General features: G+C 42.8%; 17 protein-coding genes and 1 pseudogene. 14 read left to right on the forward strand and 4 right to left on the reverse strand.

The features are described from left to right. Positions 1-12: 12 nt before the first annotated feature. From M1D65_RS04925 to M1D65_RS04960, 8 genes and pseudogenes are all read left to right on the forward strand, one after another. A complete protein-coding gene (locus M1D65_RS04925; RefSeq protein WP_003233428.1) occupies positions 13-543 on the forward strand; it encodes an NAD(P)H-dependent oxidoreductase in 531 nt (176 codons plus the stop codon). A 12-nt stretch (positions 544-555) separates the two neighbouring features. Beyond that, on the forward strand, positions 556-930 hold the full coding sequence (locus M1D65_RS04930; RefSeq protein ID WP_003233427.1) for a hypothetical protein: 375 nt from the start codon (positions 556-558) through the stop codon (positions 928-930). Further along, positions 930-1,086 (forward strand): annotated as a pseudogene (locus M1D65_RS04935) (hypothetical protein). The gene M1D65_RS04930 and the pseudogene M1D65_RS04935 overlap by 1 nt, the downstream one beginning before the upstream one ends. A 4-nt stretch (positions 1,087-1,090) precedes the next feature. Continuing rightward, a complete protein-coding gene (locus tag M1D65_RS04940) occupies positions 1,091-1,852 on the forward strand; it encodes a hypothetical protein (RefSeq protein WP_038829220.1) in 762 nt (253 codons plus the stop codon). 2 nt (positions 1,853-1,854) lie between these two features. Next, a complete protein-coding gene (locus tag M1D65_RS04945) occupies positions 1,855-2,220 on the forward strand; it encodes a GntR family transcriptional regulator (RefSeq protein ID WP_003233424.1) in 366 nt (121 codons plus the stop codon). 1 nt (position 2,221) lies between these two features. After that, positions 2,222-2,920, forward strand: a complete 699-nt coding sequence (locus tag M1D65_RS04950) for an ABC transporter ATP-binding protein (RefSeq protein ID WP_015252494.1) — start codon at positions 2,222-2,224, stop codon at positions 2,918-2,920. Positions 2,921-2,936: 16 nt separating this feature from the next. Continuing rightward, the gene (locus M1D65_RS04955) at positions 2,937-3,854 is read left to right on the forward strand and encodes an ABC transporter ATP-binding protein (RefSeq protein WP_021479692.1); all 918 of its coding nucleotides are present in this window, start codon (positions 2,937-2,939) and stop codon (positions 3,852-3,854) included. Then, complete coding sequence (locus M1D65_RS04960; RefSeq protein ID WP_273797442.1) at positions 3,847-4,788, forward strand: ABC transporter permease; 942 nt, start codon at positions 3,847-3,849, stop codon at positions 4,786-4,788. The genes M1D65_RS04955 and M1D65_RS04960 overlap by 8 nt, the downstream gene beginning before the upstream one ends. A gap of 91 nt (positions 4,789-4,879) precedes the next feature. On the opposite strand, the gene cspB is transcribed toward M1D65_RS04960, so the two are convergent. After that, positions 4,880-5,083 (reverse strand): cold shock-like protein CspB, encoded by a 204-nt coding sequence (cspB, locus tag M1D65_RS04965; protein WP_003224086.1) that lies wholly within the window; start codon positions 5,081-5,083, stop codon positions 4,880-4,882. Positions 5,084-5,518: 435 nt separating this feature from the next. On the opposite strand from cspB, the gene M1D65_RS04970 reads away from it, so the two are divergent. Next, positions 5,519-6,349: a MetQ/NlpA family ABC transporter substrate-binding protein gene (locus M1D65_RS04970; protein WP_072175845.1), complete on the forward strand. Its 831-nt coding sequence runs from the start codon at positions 5,519-5,521 to the stop codon at positions 6,347-6,349. A 2-nt stretch (positions 6,350-6,351) separates the two neighbouring features. Here the strand turns inward: M1D65_RS04970 and dgcK are convergent, their stop codons facing one another. Then, positions 6,352-7,431 carry a diguanylate cyclase DgcK gene (gene dgcK, locus M1D65_RS04975; protein ID WP_021479688.1) on the reverse strand — a complete coding sequence of 360 codons (1,080 nt, stop codon included), beginning with the start codon at positions 7,429-7,431 and terminating at the stop codon, positions 6,352-6,354. A 172-nt stretch (positions 7,432-7,603) separates the two neighbouring features. Here dgcK and tcyP point away from each other — a divergent pair, with 172 nt between their 5' ends. Then, positions 7,604-8,995 (forward strand): L-cystine transporter TcyP, encoded by a 1,392-nt coding sequence (gene tcyP / locus M1D65_RS04980; protein ID WP_456270799.1) that lies wholly within the window; start codon positions 7,604-7,606, stop codon positions 8,993-8,995. Between the two features lie 43 nt (positions 8,996-9,038). Here tcyP and M1D65_RS04985 read toward each other — a convergent pair whose 3' ends face one another. Then, the gene (locus M1D65_RS04985) at positions 9,039-9,485 is read right to left on the reverse strand and encodes a hypothetical protein (RefSeq protein WP_064671170.1); all 447 of its coding nucleotides are present in this window, start codon (positions 9,483-9,485) and stop codon (positions 9,039-9,041) included. Positions 9,486-9,634: 149 nt separating this feature from the next. Between M1D65_RS04985 and M1D65_RS04990 the strand changes: the two genes are divergently transcribed. Continuing rightward, positions 9,635-10,210: a YhcN/YlaJ family sporulation lipoprotein gene (locus M1D65_RS04990; RefSeq protein WP_038829230.1), complete on the forward strand. Its 576-nt coding sequence runs from the start codon at positions 9,635-9,637 to the stop codon at positions 10,208-10,210. Positions 10,211-10,330: 120 nt separating this feature from the next. Then, positions 10,331-11,299 carry a hypothetical protein gene (locus M1D65_RS04995; protein WP_064671171.1) on the forward strand — a complete coding sequence of 323 codons (969 nt, stop codon included), beginning with the start codon at positions 10,331-10,333 and terminating at the stop codon, positions 11,297-11,299. Here M1D65_RS04995 and M1D65_RS05000 read toward each other — a convergent pair. Continuing rightward, positions 11,231-11,884, reverse strand: a complete 654-nt coding sequence (locus M1D65_RS05000) for a spore coat protein (RefSeq protein WP_009966881.1) — start codon at positions 11,882-11,884, stop codon at positions 11,231-11,233. The two genes, M1D65_RS04995 and M1D65_RS05000, sit on opposite strands and share 69 nt — an antisense overlap. Positions 11,885-11,966: 82 nt before the next feature. Between M1D65_RS05000 and yhcR the strand changes: the two genes are divergently transcribed. After that, entirely contained in the window at positions 11,967-15,620 is a 3,654-nt protein-coding gene (gene yhcR, locus M1D65_RS05005; RefSeq protein ID WP_456270800.1) for an endonuclease YhcR, read from the forward strand. Beyond that, positions 15,617-16,213 (forward strand): sortase SrtA, encoded by a 597-nt coding sequence (gene srtA / locus M1D65_RS05010; RefSeq protein ID WP_003233407.1) that lies wholly within the window; start codon positions 15,617-15,619, stop codon positions 16,211-16,213. The genes yhcR and srtA overlap by 4 nt, the downstream gene beginning before the upstream one ends. The last annotated feature ends 23 nt before the right edge of the window (positions 16,214-16,236 follow it).

Raw genomic sequence — 16,236 nt, forward strand, 5'->3', positions numbered from 1 at the left:
GAGGTTTCCTGAATGAAAATTTATGTAGTGTATGATAGTGAAGGCGAACATACTAAAGTGCTTGCAGAAGCAATTGCTGAAGGCGCGCGAGAAAACGACGCGGCTGAAGTGTTCATCGACCATGTAGACCAGGCTGATATCCGCAAGCTTAAAGATATGGATGCGATTATTTGGGGATGCCCAGGGCATTTCGGAACAATCAGCTCCGGTCTTAAAACTTGGATCGACAGACTTGGCTACTTGTGGGCTGAAGGCGAGCTGATCAACAAAGTCGGTGCTGTCTTCTGCACAACGGCAACAACACACGGTGGCTTGGAAATGACAATGCACAATTTAATCACGCCGATGTTCCACCAAGGCATGATTGTTGTCGGACTGCCTGGCAACGTGCCTGAAAACGCACTTTATGGCTCTTATTACGGAGCAGGTGTCACTTGTCCGGTAGACAGTGATGAGTTAATGTCTGAGGAAGGTATTCAGCTTGGACGCGCGTTGGGAAGACGTGTCAGCCAAGTCACAGGAAACCTAACAGCAGGACAGTAAGGAGAGGTTGAAATGGCCATTATTATAGCAATAATTGCTGCTGTCATTGTCATTGCGGCCCTTATTACATTTAACGTCCGCAACGCCTCACCTGGACCTGAGAAGCAAGAAGCAACCGATAGAATCGCACCTCCAGAAGAGGAAAAAAACGAAGCGCATTACCCTGCTGAAGCAAGGGCTGCCGAGCATACGCCATCCGTTGTCAAAAACGATTCTCCAAAAGAGAAGCGTGACACAATGGGTGATGATATTTACAGGCAGGCGCTGCAAAAGTTTAAGCATTCTGATGAAGTTCATGCAGAAGAAGAGGTCACTGAGGAAAGTGACAAAATGCAGGACCGCAGCTATCGTGATGCGCTGCTCTCTATGAAAAATAAGAAAAAGTAATGAAAAAGGCAAATCCGTTTACTCATGGCGGGTTTGCCTTTTTTGCTGTTTCCATCAATTATGTTTTTATCAAATAAATCCATGGAATATGTTGTATTCCATCTTGATCTAGTGTACTATGTTACTCATACACCGAGGATTTTTTCCGGGAGGTAAAGACATGAATTCTTTTTTAGGTTTATTAAAGAAAGATATCAAGCTTTCAAGAATGTGGCTGCTAGTATGGATATGCGGAATCATTTTCTTATTGGGAACAGGCCATATTATAGCTTCTCGCACGAAAGAACCTCTAGTCATTTTTGGTTTTTTTGTTGCAGTTGCTTTTTTTCTGCTTTTCTTATCTCCTGTTTTTGTGTTTTATCACCTTCGCAAGGAAGGGAAATCACAGCTTTGGCTGTACAATCCAAATGGCGGCTTATGGCTGTTTTCTTCTAAATTGGCAGCATCTTTGCTCTATCAATTTGTGATTCAGTTGGCATTAACAGCCTATGGCATATGGATGTATCATATGCTCTCTGTAAAAAATCTGCTGGAGCATCAAGTTGATATAACGAGTACAGTGGCTTTGCTGAATATGTATGGGCTTATTTCTTCGTTAGATATGTCAGTAACAGTCATTGTATTTTGGACTGTTTTTCACTCTCTCAGAAATTGGCGCGGAATGCGGTGGGCTGCGATGGTTCTGTTGGTTGCAGTGTGGTTATTCTTCGATGAATACATCATAAGCCCTTTGGTTGAATCTCAAAAGCATTTCTGGCCTGTAACAGTCTATTGCAATTTTGATTTCCACTTCCACAATGTTTGGAGATTGGAACTAAAACCTATCCATCTGTCTGTGCTAGGGTTTCCTATTGCTATAGTCATCACGTTCTTGCTGCTCATCATGGCTTCAAAACTGCTTGATCGTAAAGTAGAGGTGTAAATATGGACAATCAATTCCAATCCTCGAAACCGATTTATCTGCAGATCGCTGATCAGATCTTTTATAGGCTGGTCAGGAAGGAGCTGCTCCCAGGAGACAAGCTTCCTTCAGTAAGAGAAATGGCGATTCAAACTAAGGTAAATCCCAATACAATTCAAAGAACGTACAGTGAGATGGAAAGGCTGGGTATTGTGGAGACAAGAAGAGGTCAAGGGACGTTTATTGCGGAAAAAGCAGAAATCGTAGACGAGCTGAAAGACAAGCTGACACGAGAGGTGCTGGAAGGCTTTGTCAAGCAAATGAAAGAGCTAGGGCTAACGAAAGAGGAAATGTTAGAAGGGATTAAAACATTCACAGAGGGAGGCTAAAATGGAAATCAAGCTAGAACATGTATCAAAAAAATACGGCCGCCATACGGCCGTCAATGATGTGTCAATCACCCTATCATCCGGACGGATTTATGGCCTGATCGGACCGAACGGCAGCGGCAAGTCAACGACCCTGAAAATGATGGCTGGCCTTCTGTTTCCGACTTCAGGATTTGTGAAAGTTGATGAAGAGCAGGTTACGAGAGAAATGGTGCGTCAAACGGCTTATCTTACTGAGCTTGATATGTTTTATCCGCATTTCACTGTTAAAGATATGGTGAATTTTTATCAGTCGCAGTTTCCTGATTTTCAAACAGAACAGGCTTATAAGCTATTGAATGAGATGCAGCTGAATCCGGAAAAAAAGATCAAAAAGCTATCAAAAGGAAATCGGGGCCGGCTGAAAATCGTTCTTGCTTTAGCGAGACGGGCAGACGTCATCTTGCTTGATGAACCTTTTTCCGGGCTTGATCCGATGGTCAGGGATTCCATCGTAAACAGCCTTGTGTCGTACATTGATTTTGAGCAGCAGATTGTCGTGATCGCGACACATGAAATTGATGAAATTGAGACTTTGTTAGACGAAGTAATCATCCTCGCCAATGGAGAAAAAGTTGCGCAGCGTGAAGTAGAAGATATTCGTGAACAGGAAGGCATGTCTGTGTTGCAATGGTTTAAATCAAAAATGGAAGTTTGCTAGAAAGAGGAGGAATATGATGAAAACAGTGTTGGAATTGAAAAACGTGACTAAAAACATCAGAGGCCGAACGATCATTGATGATCTCAGTTTTACGATTCGTGAAGGCGAGGTATTCGGTTTTTTGGGACCAAACGGAGCGGGGAAAACGACAACCATCCGGATGATGGTGGGGTTAATGAAGCTGTCGAAAGGTGATGTCCTCATTTGCGGCCAATCAATTACGAAAGAATATGCCAAGGCGATTAAGCATATTGGAGCGATCGTTGAGAATCCCGAGCTGTATAAATTTTTGAGCGGATATAAAAATCTCCAGCAATACGCAAGGATGGTCAAGGGTGTCACGAAGGAAAAAATTGATGAAGTTGTTGAACTGGTCGGTTTAACAGACAGAATCCACGACAAGGTGAAAACATATTCTCTGGGGATGAGACAGCGTCTTGGCTTGGCACAATGCCTTCTGCACGATCCGAAAGTGCTGATTTTGGATGAACCGACAAACGGCCTTGATCCGGCGGGGATCAGAGAAATCAGAGATCATTTAAAGAAGCTGACCCGAGAAAGAGGAATGGCTGTCATCGTTTCAAGCCACCTGCTGTCAGAAATGGAACTGATGTGTGATCGAATTGCGATTCTGCAAAAAGGAAAGCTGATCGATATTCAAAATGTAAAAGATGAAAACATTGATGAGAACGATACATATTTCTTCCAGGTTGAGCAGCCGAATGAAGCCGCTGCTGTTTTAAATCAGTACGATTTGCTGAGTAAGACAAATGGTGTAGAAATCAAACTGGCTAAAGACGAAGTCCCTGCGGTTATTGAATTGCTGGTGATGCAGCAAATCCGTATTTATGAGGTTAAGGTCATAACAAAATCATTAGAGGACCGTTTCTTAGAAATGACAGGTGAAACAAAAGAGGAGGTTCAGCATGCTTAATTTGATTTATAATGAGTGGCTCAAAATTTTCAGCCGTGCCGGAACATGGGTGATGATCGGAATTCTGGGGCTGACAATGGTTGGATTTGCATTTTTGGCGAATCATTTTTCTGCTGGTGAATCAAATTCCCATTGGAAACAAGAACTTCAAGCACAAAACGCCGAATTAAAGAAAGAAATCAAAGAAGATCCTTCACTGAAAGATGGGTATAAAGAAACAATCACACTCAACGACTATCGCATCGAGCATAATATCCCTAGTGACACGGGCTATACGGTATGGTCTTATGTAACGGATTCAGCAAACTTTACCATCCTTACCGGTCTGTTTACTATTATCATCGCGGCCGGAATTGTCGCGAACGAATTTAATTGGGGAACGATTAAGCTATTAATGATTCGGCCGCTCAGCCGTTTTCAAATTTTGATGTCCAAATATATTACAGTTCTCCTGTTTGGGCTCCTGTTGCTGTTGATTTTATTTATCGGTTCTACTTTATTAGGGTTGATCTTCTTCGGGACGGGTGGTGAAATCGCCGCGAATATTCATTTAATCTATAAGGATGGCCATGTCATTGAGCAAAACATGATAGGGCATTTGGCCACAACGTATCTTTCTGAATCCGTCTCGGCTTTAATGGTGGCGACGATGGCATTTATGCTGTCTGCGGTATTCAGAAACAGCTCTCTTGCGGTTGGTTTTTCCATCTTCTTGTTGGTTGCCGGTACGACTGCAACTGCATTTATTGCAGCGAAATTTGACTGGGCAAAGTATATATTGTTTGCTAATGTCGACTTGACTCAGTATGTGGATGGCACACCGTTAATAAAAGGGATGACTATGACGTTTTCTATCGTCATGCTGGCGATCTACTTTATCATCTTCTTGTTGCTTGCTTTCGGAATCTTCATGAAGCGGGATATTGCAAACTAATAAAGAAAGCTGTTTTGCATAAGCAAAACAGCTTTTTTGTCAAAATAAAAACTGCAGGTTTGCACCTGCAGTTTTTCATATCAATTTATGCTTACGCTTCTTTAGTAACGTTAGCAGCTTGTGGTCCGCGGTTTCCTTCAACGATTTCAAAAGAAACAGCTTGGCCTTCTTCTAAAGTTTTGAAGCCTTCGCCTTGAATAGCAGAGAAATGAACGAATACATCGTCTTGACCTTCTACTTCGATGAATCCGAAACCTTTTTCAGAGTTGAACCATTTTACTTTACCTTCTAACATGAAATTTCCTCCTAAAGCGATCATAACGCTTAAATTCACTATTCTTGCTCTTAACAAACTTTCAAGACGAAAACTCTTACAAAACTTTCTTCTTAAAGATAGTTCGAACAAAAATAATTACCTTTACTCTACCAGTAATCTTCAGAAAAAACAACTGCTTATTGAAACTTTTTTCGGAAAATACCATATTTATTTTTCAATTTGATATTTATTTGCGGAAATTCATCTGCTTTCTCGATATGTGATCATACGTTTGCCTTAGTATTCCTTCATTTTGGGAAGATAAGTAATAGGAATTGACAACCTTATTGGATATGAGTAAGGTAAAAGTTAATCAATATTACAAATGACAACGTTTATCAACTAAGAGAGCGTATGATTTTTATGTCTGATATTGCTTGCATGCTCTAATACATAGATAGGAGTATGGTCACAATGAAAAAGTGGCTTATATGCAGTTTCGTCCTTGTTCTTCTCGTTTCATTTACTGCATGTTCACCGTCTGCAGAACATGAATCGATAAAAATCGGGATTGCTGAGTCTGACGGGGCAATATGGAACTATATTGCTCAAAAGGCTGAAGAGGCAGGGCTGGATATTCAGCTGATCCCTTTTTCTGATTATGCGGAGTCTGATATCGCACTTGCTAACAAAGAAATTGATGCCAACGCCTTTCAAACCATTTCATATTTTCAGTCGTTCACCCAAAAATACAAACTTAATTTGACGCCGCTCGGGACGACATACATAACGCCTATGGGCATTTATTCAAAACGATATGACCGAATCCAAGATATACCGCGAGGAGCTATCGTTTCTGTTCCGGATAAAGCGTTCGATTTTGGCAGGGCGCTTACGGTGCTCCAGGAAGCGGGTTTGCTAACGCTGAAAAACGGATTTAACGGAACAGGTTCAGTTGATATGATTAAAGATAATCCGAGACACCTGAAATTAAAAGCTGTCCGGCAACAGGATGCAGTGAGCGGTGCCGACGTGTTTGTCATGAAACCATCAGAAGCAAAAAAAGCGGGCCTGAACCCGAAAAAGCATACGCTAAAGAGCGGCGGACTCATGTCTGAGGAAGAGATGAATTTGATTGTTGTCAGAGCGGAGGATCAAGACCGGGAAGCGCTGCAAACCATTCTTGAGCTTTATCAAGCTGATGATACAGCGGCATTTATAGAAAAAGAATATCAGGGAGATCTTGTCCCGGCTTTTCTGCCTTTGAAACGTCTTTCAGATTGGAAGAATGAATTCGAACATTGAATTCATTCTTTTTTTTCTGAAAAACACACTCTGTTCCGTCCCGTTTCTTTCGCTTTGTAAAGCATTTGATCGGCAAGAATGGGCAAGGATCCTGGCTGTTCCGTATTATTGGGGTAATGAGCGGCTCCTAGTGATATCGTAACTGAAAGCTCTTCGCCGTTTGTTAATACAATCGGTGCATCGCTTACAGCGCTCCTGATCCGTTCAGCGATTCGGGCTGCTTTATCAAGAGAACAGTTCGGCAGGAGAACGGCAAATTCTTCACCGCCGATCCGAGCGGCAGGATCTGTATTTCGGATGCTCTGCTTCAGACGTAACCCCAGCTCTTTGAGCACCTGATCTCCTTCATGATGGCCATATTGGTCATTGATGGTCTTAAAATGATCGATATCCATATAAATCAGTGCAAATTGAAAATGCGGGGTATCGGCCGCCTGCTGATACAGAGCTTTTGTGGTTTCTTCAAACTTTCTTCGGTTATACACGCCTGTTAAAAAGTCAAAGTGCGCCTGAAACTTATATTGTTTAAAAAGAAGATGTGCATTTGTTTCATGATCAATAATATATAAACTGAGCATGCCGCCCGCTATTGATATGATCCAAAAATACAAATGAAGTTCGTATGAATGTAAATCTATAAGAAAATAAAAGGAAAAGGAGATCAAGCTATTTGTGATTATTAAAAGATAGAAAGCATGTTTTAGTTGAACTTTTTTTCTTCTAGAAACAATGAGTGACGGAATGGCAGCGATACAAATGATAATAACCGAGTATAGTGCAGATGTGTTCATCGTAATCAGCAAGCGGCCTGCAGTGATCATGGCCAGGGCCGTTGCCGTTGAAACCCAGCCTCCATAAAGAGCGGCAATCATAATAGGGATATTTCGAAGATCAATAATTGAATGCTGATAGGTAAATCCAAAAACCATCAGAATAACCCCGAGCAAACCGCAGGCCAGTCCTTTAACAGCTTGAAAGGATATGCTGTCTTTTTTATGTACTAGCCTTTCTTTAAACAGGTGGGTGAAGAGATAATTAAATGTGATTAAAATGGTCAAATTTACAAACAGTTCTTTCAGCAAATATTATCACCCTTATATAAGGTACTAAAGATGGAAGGGAAAGAAAAGAACAAAAAAGGCATTATATAAGGTTTTTTTACTTGAATTGATAAGTTAAAATAATTCGCACTTGACCCATCGGAATTAGTGTAATATAGTAAATGAGAAAATTCGAAGGGAGAGTTTACCTGCTTTGGAGACTTTACTGGTTGTATTACATGTATTTATTTTATTTTTACTTATCTTAGGGCTCTTTGTTATGCAGAAAAAACATGTTTCCTTCTCTAAACGTGTATTTACTGCGCTGGGGCTGGGAATTGTATTCGGATTTGCGCTTCAGCTGATTTACGGCCCGACTTCTAATATAGTCATTCAAACAGCCGACTGGTTTAATATTGCCGGGGGCGGATATGTCAAATTGCTTCAGATGGTTGTTATGCCGCTCGTCTTTATTTCGATTCTCGGCGCATTTACAAAGCTGAAGCTGACAAAAAGTCTTGGAAAAATCAGCGGTTTGATTATCGGGATTTTAGTAGCAACAACAGCTGTTGCTGCAGCTGTCGGTATCGCGTCCGCACTTTCATTTGATCTGCAGGCGATTCAGGTTGACCAAGGAAGTACAGAGCTTTCACGGGGACAGGAGCTTCAGCAGAAATCAGAGGATATGACAGCGAAAACGCTGCCGCAGCAGATTGTTGAACTGCTGCCTGGAAACCCGTTTTTAGATTTCACGGGAGCTAGACCGACTTCAACGATCGCTGTCGTTATTTTTGCCGCTTTCCTTGGAGTGGCATTCCTCGGCGTAAAACACAAACAGCCGGAACAGGCAGAAACATTTAAAAAACTGGTTGATGCCGTTTATGCCATTGTTATGCGTGTTGTCACACTCATTTTGAGACTGACGCCTTATGGGGTGCTGGCCATCATGACAAAAACGATTGCCACGAGTGATCTTGACAGCATTTTAAAACTGGGCATGTTCGTGATTGCTTCATATGCCGCGTTAATCACTATGTTTATCATTCATTTGCTGCTGCTGACGTTCAGTGGCTTGAATCCGGTGATTTATTTGAAAAAAGCGGTGCCTGTACTTGTATTTGCATTTACGTCAAGGTCTAGCGCAGGTGCTTTACCGCTGAATATTAAAACACAGAGAAGCATGGGTGTACCGGAGGGAATCGCAAACTTTGCCGGTTCGTTCGGTCTTTCGATCGGCCAAAATGGATGTGCCGGCATTTATCCTGCGATGCTGGCGATGATGATTGCTCCGACTGTTGGCCAAAATCCATTTGACCCGGTGTTTATTATCACTGTTATCGCAGTCGTTGCCATCAGCTCCTTCGGTGTTGCCGGAGTCGGCGGCGGAGCCACATTCGCGGCGCTTCTTGTTTTATCATCATTAAACATGCCTGTCGCGCTCGCTGGTTTGTTAATCTCAATTGAACCGTTAATCGACATGGGGCGTACTGCTTTGAATGTCAGCGGAAGCATGACATCCGGTCTTATTACAAGTAAGGTCACAAAGGAAATTGATCAAGGGGCATTTCATGATCAATCCAGAGTGATTGAAGCTGAAGAAGCGTAACATATGAAAACGTGTAATCCCCAAACAAGGATTACACGTTTTTTTAACGGCCGGGTTCTAAGTCCTCCAGCATTTCCATCATCGTGTTGTCGTCCATGACATTCATTGCGCTTTGTTCAAAATGGATGGGTTCAGCATAATGCGGCTGTCTTTTTTTCGCGGCAGTCTCAGTTTGCCTAGTTTGAGACTGTGTATGCTGATGCTGTGGTTGCTGCTGTCCTGCGTGCTGGTGCTGACGGCCATTTTGCCGCTGGCTTTGATGCTGCGAACGGTCCTGGTTATCACCGCTGCCGCCGCCAAATGCTTGTTTGACTATGTTTCCTACATTAGAAGCATCGAACGTGTTATTTTCTGAATTTCGTCTGTTCATTTGTCCTGTGATAAACCCGCTGATTCTGTGGCGGATCTGAGGTGATAATGCAGCAATAAGCATAGTTGATCCTATGATCAATGCTGTGGGGCTGATTCCTCTTCGCTGGTTGAACAACATGATCCCTCCTTTGCAATGTATTCATATTTTCCCCCTCATTAGACAAATTAACCGTTATATTTCCCGGGAAAGCATTTCCTCCAGATTTGCATGCATAATTAAAGCCAGTTAGAAAAACCTATACGTAAAGTGATAAAGGAGGAATTCACATGCTTGGAAAAAAACAAGTCCTTGCGTCTGTGCTTCTTATCCCTTTGCTTATGACTGGCTGCGGTGTGGCCGACCAAGGTGAGGGCAGACGTGATAATAATGATGTAAGAAATGTAAATTATCGAAATCCGGCCAATGACGATATGCGCAATGTAAACAACCGGGATAATGTTGACAACAATGTTACTGATAATGTCAATAACAATAACAATCGTGTAAATGACGATAATAACAACGACCGGAAACTCGAGGTTGCTGATGAAGCAGCTGATAAAGTAACAGACCTAAAAGAAGTAAAACATGCCGATGTCATTGTTGCTGGAAATCAAGCTTACGTTGCAGTCGTTTTAACTAATGGAAATAAAGGTGCAGTAGAAGACAATTTGAAGAAAAAAATAGCCAAAAAGGTAAGATCTACTGACAAAAACATTGATAATGTTTACGTTTCAGCTAACCCTGATTTTGTAGAGCGTATGCAAGGATATGGAAAGCGCATTCAAAATGGTGACCCAATCGCCGGATTATTTGATGAATTTACACAAACTGTACAGCGCGTATTCCCTAACGCTGAATAAATAAAAAAAGCCGCACAATTTGTGCGGCTTTTTCTTTGCGTTAATGACACACTGCGAACTCAGGCTGCATAGAGTAAAAATAAAAAGGTACAAGACGGACCGGCTCAGGGAGGGAGACGTTTGCGGGATGGCATAGGAAAGCGTGCGGCATCCGCTCTATTCCTGTGCGGAGTCCTTGTGATGCTGGCTGTAAGCTCAGCCATCGTATCAAGCGCGATGTATATCCTGTCTTTTCCAGGTCAGGCATCTGGAATAACAAAAGAACAAGTGACGAAGCACATGAAGAAAGAGTCATTCAAACAGGCCGATATTTATTACACTTCTAAGGAAAAGCCCCTACTGCCATTGACGAAAGAAACGCTTGAATATGCGGTCAGTATTAATCAGATTATGATTGGAGATTCGAATCAAAAGCCTATTGACATTATTTTTTTTCCTAATGAAAAACAGATGGAGGTTTACTCCGGTTTATTGGATGTAGTTGGTTTTTATTCTGAGCGGGAGCAGTTGATTGGACTGTTGCCTGAAGAGAAAAAGAAACTGTTAGAAGGGGACGAGGTAGCGGTTTATTTGTACCAGAGATTGTTGATTCATGAATACTCGCACCATGCGTTTCATCAGAAATTGAAGGAGCTTGAGACGGATCCCGATGAGTTTCCGTTATGGTTTCATGAAGGGTTAAGCGAGTGGATTGCGAACTATGAATTGCTCATAGATCCGATCACGTTTTCTGTCGTGCCCTTTGACCGTTTGCAGACTGATCGAGACTGGCAGGAAGCCAGAGCCGAATATGACACTGATGTCTATTTGCAAAGCTTTTATATGATCGATGAGCTGACGGACAAATATGGGAAAGACATTATTTCAGAAATGATTAAGGAAACAGCAAGAAAAGGGGACTTTGAAAAAGGGTTTAAATCAGCAACAAAGGAAAGTCTTGATCAATTTGAAAAAGATTTCAAGAAAAAATTCGAAAAAAACAGTGCGGCATTGGATAGTATCTATCCAATGCCTTTGTTATTAGTGAAGTCCTTGCTGGCCCATTCCGCCTTGTGTCGGAGGCATTTGTCCTTGGGCAGGGGCGAATGAATTTCTCAGCTGTTCCATATCCTGCGCATCAAGCTGAGGAACCTGGTAATAGCCGTGTTTGTTTTGGTATAGGAAAATTTCAAATGCCATTTCAACATACTCCTGAATTTGCGCAGACAGTACGCGTCTTACGGCCGGATTTGTCATTTCCAGAGAAGCCATCGTCAGCATAGAAGCTTGTGCTTTAATCGCGCAAAGCATTTGTCGGCTGATGATGCTGTCATCAATATCATTCATGGATTGAACAGGTTTTTTAGGCTGTGACGGCTGCATGCCGTAAACAGTCTGGTTGTCTTCCTTCATCATATAAGTTGCTGTTTTTTGTGAAGGTTCGCTTCCTGTTTTGAAGCATTCTGCAGTTATATTGTATTGAGATGTGATGAATTGATGTTGACGATCAAGGATGTTTAATAATTCTTGATCCTTACAGAATTGTCTCAGCATCATAAACTGATCAAGCACAGTAAGTGTTCCGGAAAGCACCTCATGCATATCAAACATTTCATGTCCGCCATGGTTTTTATGCGGTTTGCCAGGAATACCTTTGTTCATTTGGGATTGCTGCTGCTGATTGAACTGATCCAAACCGAATTCCTCCTTTTTTTTCAGATCAGCTGTATTTTGTGTCAGTCTGCCGCTTATTATGCAGAAGCCTGAAAGGAATTATATGCTGTCTGTCGAAATGATAGACAGACAAAGTCATTGTCATTATGTGTATAAGGGAGGAAATATGATGAGGCGTATTCTGCATATTGTGTTGTTCACGGCATTAATGTTCTTAAATGTAATGTACACGTTCGAAGCTGTAAAGGCAGCTGAACCGCAACAGCCTATATCGATTGAGAAGGCAATACAGCAAAAAGAAGGACAGGCGCTTATCGAAGGATATGCAGTCGGCCAGGCTGTTTCCCCGCAGCATTATAAGCTGACAAGTCCTTTTTCAAATGATTATAATGTCGCGCTGGCAGACCGTAAAAACGAGACATCGCCTGATCACATCCTTCCTGTGCAAATCCCCTCCGCCTTCAGAAGCCAATTTGGGCTGCAAACCAATCCGCTTCTTCTTGGGAAAAAGATAACGGTTCAAGGAAAGCTTGAAAATTACTTTAACACGACAGGACTTAAAAACGTTCAGTCGATGAACGTAACCGATGACACGAAAACTCCGCCGGCTGAACAGCCAGTGACCATAAATGAAGCCCGGGGAAGGCTGAATGAAGAAGTAACGATAAAAGGGATCATTACAGCTGATCAAAACGCAATCGGAGGCGGGAAGCTGTCGACCTTTTTGCAAGATGAAACCGGAGGCATTAACATTTATTCGCCATCCCCTGAACAATTTCCCGAATTAAAAGAGGGTATGGATGTCACGGTGACAGGGAAAATCGCGTCTTACCAGGGGCTGAAAGAAATCGTTCCAAGCTCATCAGGCATCAAAATCAACCAGTCAAACCAATCCCTCCCCGCCCCCAAACACTTAACAATCAATGAACTTATTAACGGCAGCCTAGGTGATCAGTATGAAGGACGCCTTGTAAAACTAACCGCTTTTGTTTCCTCAATTCCAAGTTCTCCTGCCGGCGGCGGTTACAATGTAACAATGATTGATGACGACCATCATGCAATGACGCTCCGGGTTATGAATGAAACAGGGGTGATAAACGAGCTTGATGAGGGCAAATGGTATGACTTTACCGGTGTGTTAAGCAGATACCAAACCTTTCAGCTGCTTCCGCGAAAATCGGCTGACCTGAAGCTGCTTGAAGAGCAGCCCGCACCTCCGTCTGCGGAGGGAGAATATGAAGGGATTGTTGACCGGGTCGTTGACGGCGATACCATTCATCTCAAATCTCCGGTGCTTGGAACGACAAAAATCCGGTTTGTAAATGTAGATACACCCGAAACATATCACACACCAAAAAATGACGCAGATGAAAATCAATTAAGATTTGGCAAAAAAGCATCTGACTATCTAAAAACGGTTCTGTCCCCAGGTGATAAAATTACTGTCAAGGTCGGAAGTGAAGCCAAGGACAGCTATGGCAGACTTCTCGGACAAGTCATAACCGAATCAGGATCAAACGTGAACTTAGAGCTTGTGAAAAATGGATATGCTCCGACGTATTTTATTTGGCCGGTTGACAATGAAGAGGATTACCAGCAGTTTCAGGCCGCAGTAGCCGCTGCAAAAAAAGACCAAAAAGGAATCTGGAATGAAAACGACCCGCTCATGGAAATGCCGTTTGAATTCAGAGCCAGAGAGCAAGGGAAAGGCTTGACAAGATATGTAGGGGATTCGTCGAATAAAACATATGTGAAGCCAGCTGACTGGAAGAAGGTAGCTGTGGAAAACAGAATTTTCTTCGCTTCAGCAAGTGAAGCGGAGAGCGCGGGATATAAAAAAAGGCAAACGGCACCTCAAGAACATGTGCCGCTTAGAATTCTCAGCATGAATGATTTGCATGGCAAAATCGATCAGCAATATGAGCTTGATCTTGATGGAAATGGAACTGTAGACGGCACGTTTGGACGCATGGATTATGCCGCCGCATATTTAAAAGAAAAAAAGGCTGAAAAGAAAAACTCGCTGATTGTGCACGCAGGAGATATGATCGGCGGAAGCTCTCCAGTTTCCTCTCTTCTTCAGGATGAACCGACTGTAGAACTGATGGAGGACATCGGATTTGATGTCGGAACCGTGGGAAACCACGAATTTGATGAAGGCACGGATGAACTGCTGAGGATCTTAAATGGCGGTGATCATCCGAAAGGCACAAGCGGATATGATGGACAGAACTTTCCCCTTGTATGTGCCAATTGTAAAATGAAATCAACTGGAGAGCCCTTTTTGCCGGCTTATGACATCATAAATGTGGAGGGCGTACCCGTTGCTTTTATCGGAGTTGTCACACAGTCGGCAGCTGGCATGGTTATGCCTGAAGGAATAAAAAATATCGAGTTTACAGATGAAGCAACAGCGGTGAATAAGGCGGCCAAAGAGCTGAAGAAAAAAGGCGTGAAGGCCATCGCGGTTCTCGCACATATGTCAGCTGAACAAAACGGCAACGCCATTACCGGTGAGTCCGCTGATCTTGCAAACAAAACAGATTCTGAAATTGACGTGATTTTTGCCGCGCATAATCATCAGGTTGTTAACGGTGAAGTGAATGGAAAACTGATTGTTCAAGCGTTTGAATATGGAAAAGCGATAGGTGTCGTTGATGTAGAGATCGATAAAACGACAAAAGACATTGTCAAAAAGTCCGCGGAAATCGTATATGTTGATCAAAGTAAAATCGAACCGGATGTCAGCGAGTCAGACATTTTAAAGAAATACGAAACAATTGCGGAACCGATTATCAGCGAGGTAGTCGGCGAAGCCGCTGTTGATATGGAAGGGGGGTATTCAAATGACGGCGATACACCTCTTGGAAACCTGATTGCGGATGGTATGAGAACTGCCATGAAAACGGATTTTGCCCTTATGAATGGCGGCGGCATACGTGAAGCGCTGAAGAAGGGCCCAATTACGTGGGGAGATCTTTACAATATTCAGCCATTTGGAAATGTGTTAACGAAGCTTGAGATTAAAGGAAAAGATTTAAGAGAGATTATCAATGCTCAAATCTCGCCGGTTTTTGGGCCTGACTACAGCATCAGCGGGTTTACGTATACGTGGGATAAAGAAACCGGAAAAGCAGTTGATTTAAAAATGGCAGATGGCACCGAGATCCAGCCCGATGCCACATATACATTGACTGTCAACAACTTTATGGCGACGGCGACAGGGACCAAATATCAGCCAATCGGACTGCTGGGAAAAAATCCGGTGACAGGGCCTGAGGATTTGGAAGCGACAGTTGAGTACGTGAAAAGTTTTGATGAGCCAATTGCGTATACAAAAGAGGGAAGAATTAAGCTTGCTGAAGCCAGTGATATTGAAGACCCTGTAACAGAAGACCCTATTACGGAAGAGCCTGGAGATGATCCGGTGACGGAGGATCCGATTAAAGAGGATCCAAGGCCAGGTGAAGATTTGCCTGATATAAAAGAAACTCCGGGAACAGCACCGGTTCATCAGCTGCCGCCTTCAGCCATTTCGAGATTCAATGAAATACCAATCAACAACACAAAAAACGCTGATACTGCTAATAGCATCAGCACATTGCCGTTACGAAACGATGGCGGGGAAAGCGGGTCTGAGCATCCGCTTCCAGATACATCAGCAAACTACTATAACTTTATCGTAATCGGTGCGGCGGTGACATTGTCAGGAACTTATCTATATGTCAGAAGAAAAAGGAGCGCCTCCAGAACGTGAAAAAAGTTATTCCACTATTCATCATTGCTGCCGGCCTATTGATCGCAGGCTATGGAGGCTTTAAATTGATCGATACGAATATGAAAACAGAACAGACATTAAAAGAAGCAAAACTGGCGGCTGAAAAGCCGCAGGAACTTTTGGGGACGAAAAATAGCACAGATCAAGCAAAGAACAAAGCATCATTTAAGCCTGAGACCGGCCAAGCGAGCGGCATTTTGGAAATACCGAAAATCAATGCAGAGCTTCCGATCGTGGAGGGCACTGATGCTGATGATTTAGAAAAAGGTGTCGGGCATTACAAGGACAGCTATTATCCTGATGAAAACGGACAAATTGTGCTGTCGGGGCATCGGGATACCGTGTTTCGCCGGACGGGAGAGCTGGAAAAGGGGGATCGGCTCCGCATTCTCCTGTCATATGGAGAATTCACATATGAAATTGTAAAAACAAAAATTGTCGATAAGGATGACACATCTATTATCACGCTCCAGCATGAAAAGGAAGAGCTGATTCTGACGACCTGTTATCCGTTTTCATACGTCGGAAATGCCCCGAAGCGCTATATTATATATGGAAAACGAGTGACTTAAAAAGCCGAGGCAGTGCCTGCGGC

This window comes from Bacillus sp. JZ39 (assembly GCF_053903145.1).

Coding starts and splice junctions, on each gene's coding strand:
- M1D65_RS04925 (WP_003233428.1), top strand. CDS start 13: ATGAAAATTTATGTAGTGTATGATAGTGAAGGCGAACATACTAAAGTG.
- M1D65_RS04930 (WP_003233427.1), top strand. CDS start 556: ATGGCCATTATTATAGCAATAATTGCTGCTGTCATTGTCATTGCGGCC.
- M1D65_RS04940 (WP_038829220.1), top strand. CDS start 1,091: ATGAATTCTTTTTTAGGTTTATTAAAGAAAGATATCAAGCTTTCAAGA.
- M1D65_RS04945 (WP_003233424.1), top strand. CDS start 1,855: ATGGACAATCAATTCCAATCCTCGAAACCGATTTATCTGCAGATCGCT.
- M1D65_RS04950 (WP_015252494.1), top strand. CDS start 2,222: ATGGAAATCAAGCTAGAACATGTATCAAAAAAATACGGCCGCCATACG.
- M1D65_RS04955 (WP_021479692.1), top strand. CDS start 2,937: ATGAAAACAGTGTTGGAATTGAAAAACGTGACTAAAAACATCAGAGGC.
- M1D65_RS04960 (WP_273797442.1), top strand. CDS start 3,847: ATGCTTAATTTGATTTATAATGAGTGGCTCAAAATTTTCAGCCGTGCC.
- cspB (WP_003224086.1), bottom strand. CDS start 5,083: ATGTTAGAAGGTAAAGTAAAATGGTTCAACTCTGAAAAAGGTTTCGGA.
- M1D65_RS04970 (WP_072175845.1), top strand. CDS start 5,519: ATGAAAAAGTGGCTTATATGCAGTTTCGTCCTTGTTCTTCTCGTTTCA.
- M1D65_RS04985 (WP_064671170.1), bottom strand. CDS start 9,485: ATGTTGTTCAACCAGCGAAGAGGAATCAGCCCCACAGCATTGATCATA.
- M1D65_RS04990 (WP_038829230.1), top strand. CDS start 9,635: ATGCTTGGAAAAAAACAAGTCCTTGCGTCTGTGCTTCTTATCCCTTTG.
- yhcR (WP_456270800.1), top strand. CDS start 11,967: ATGCTGTCTGTCGAAATGATAGACAGACAAAGTCATTGTCATTATGTG.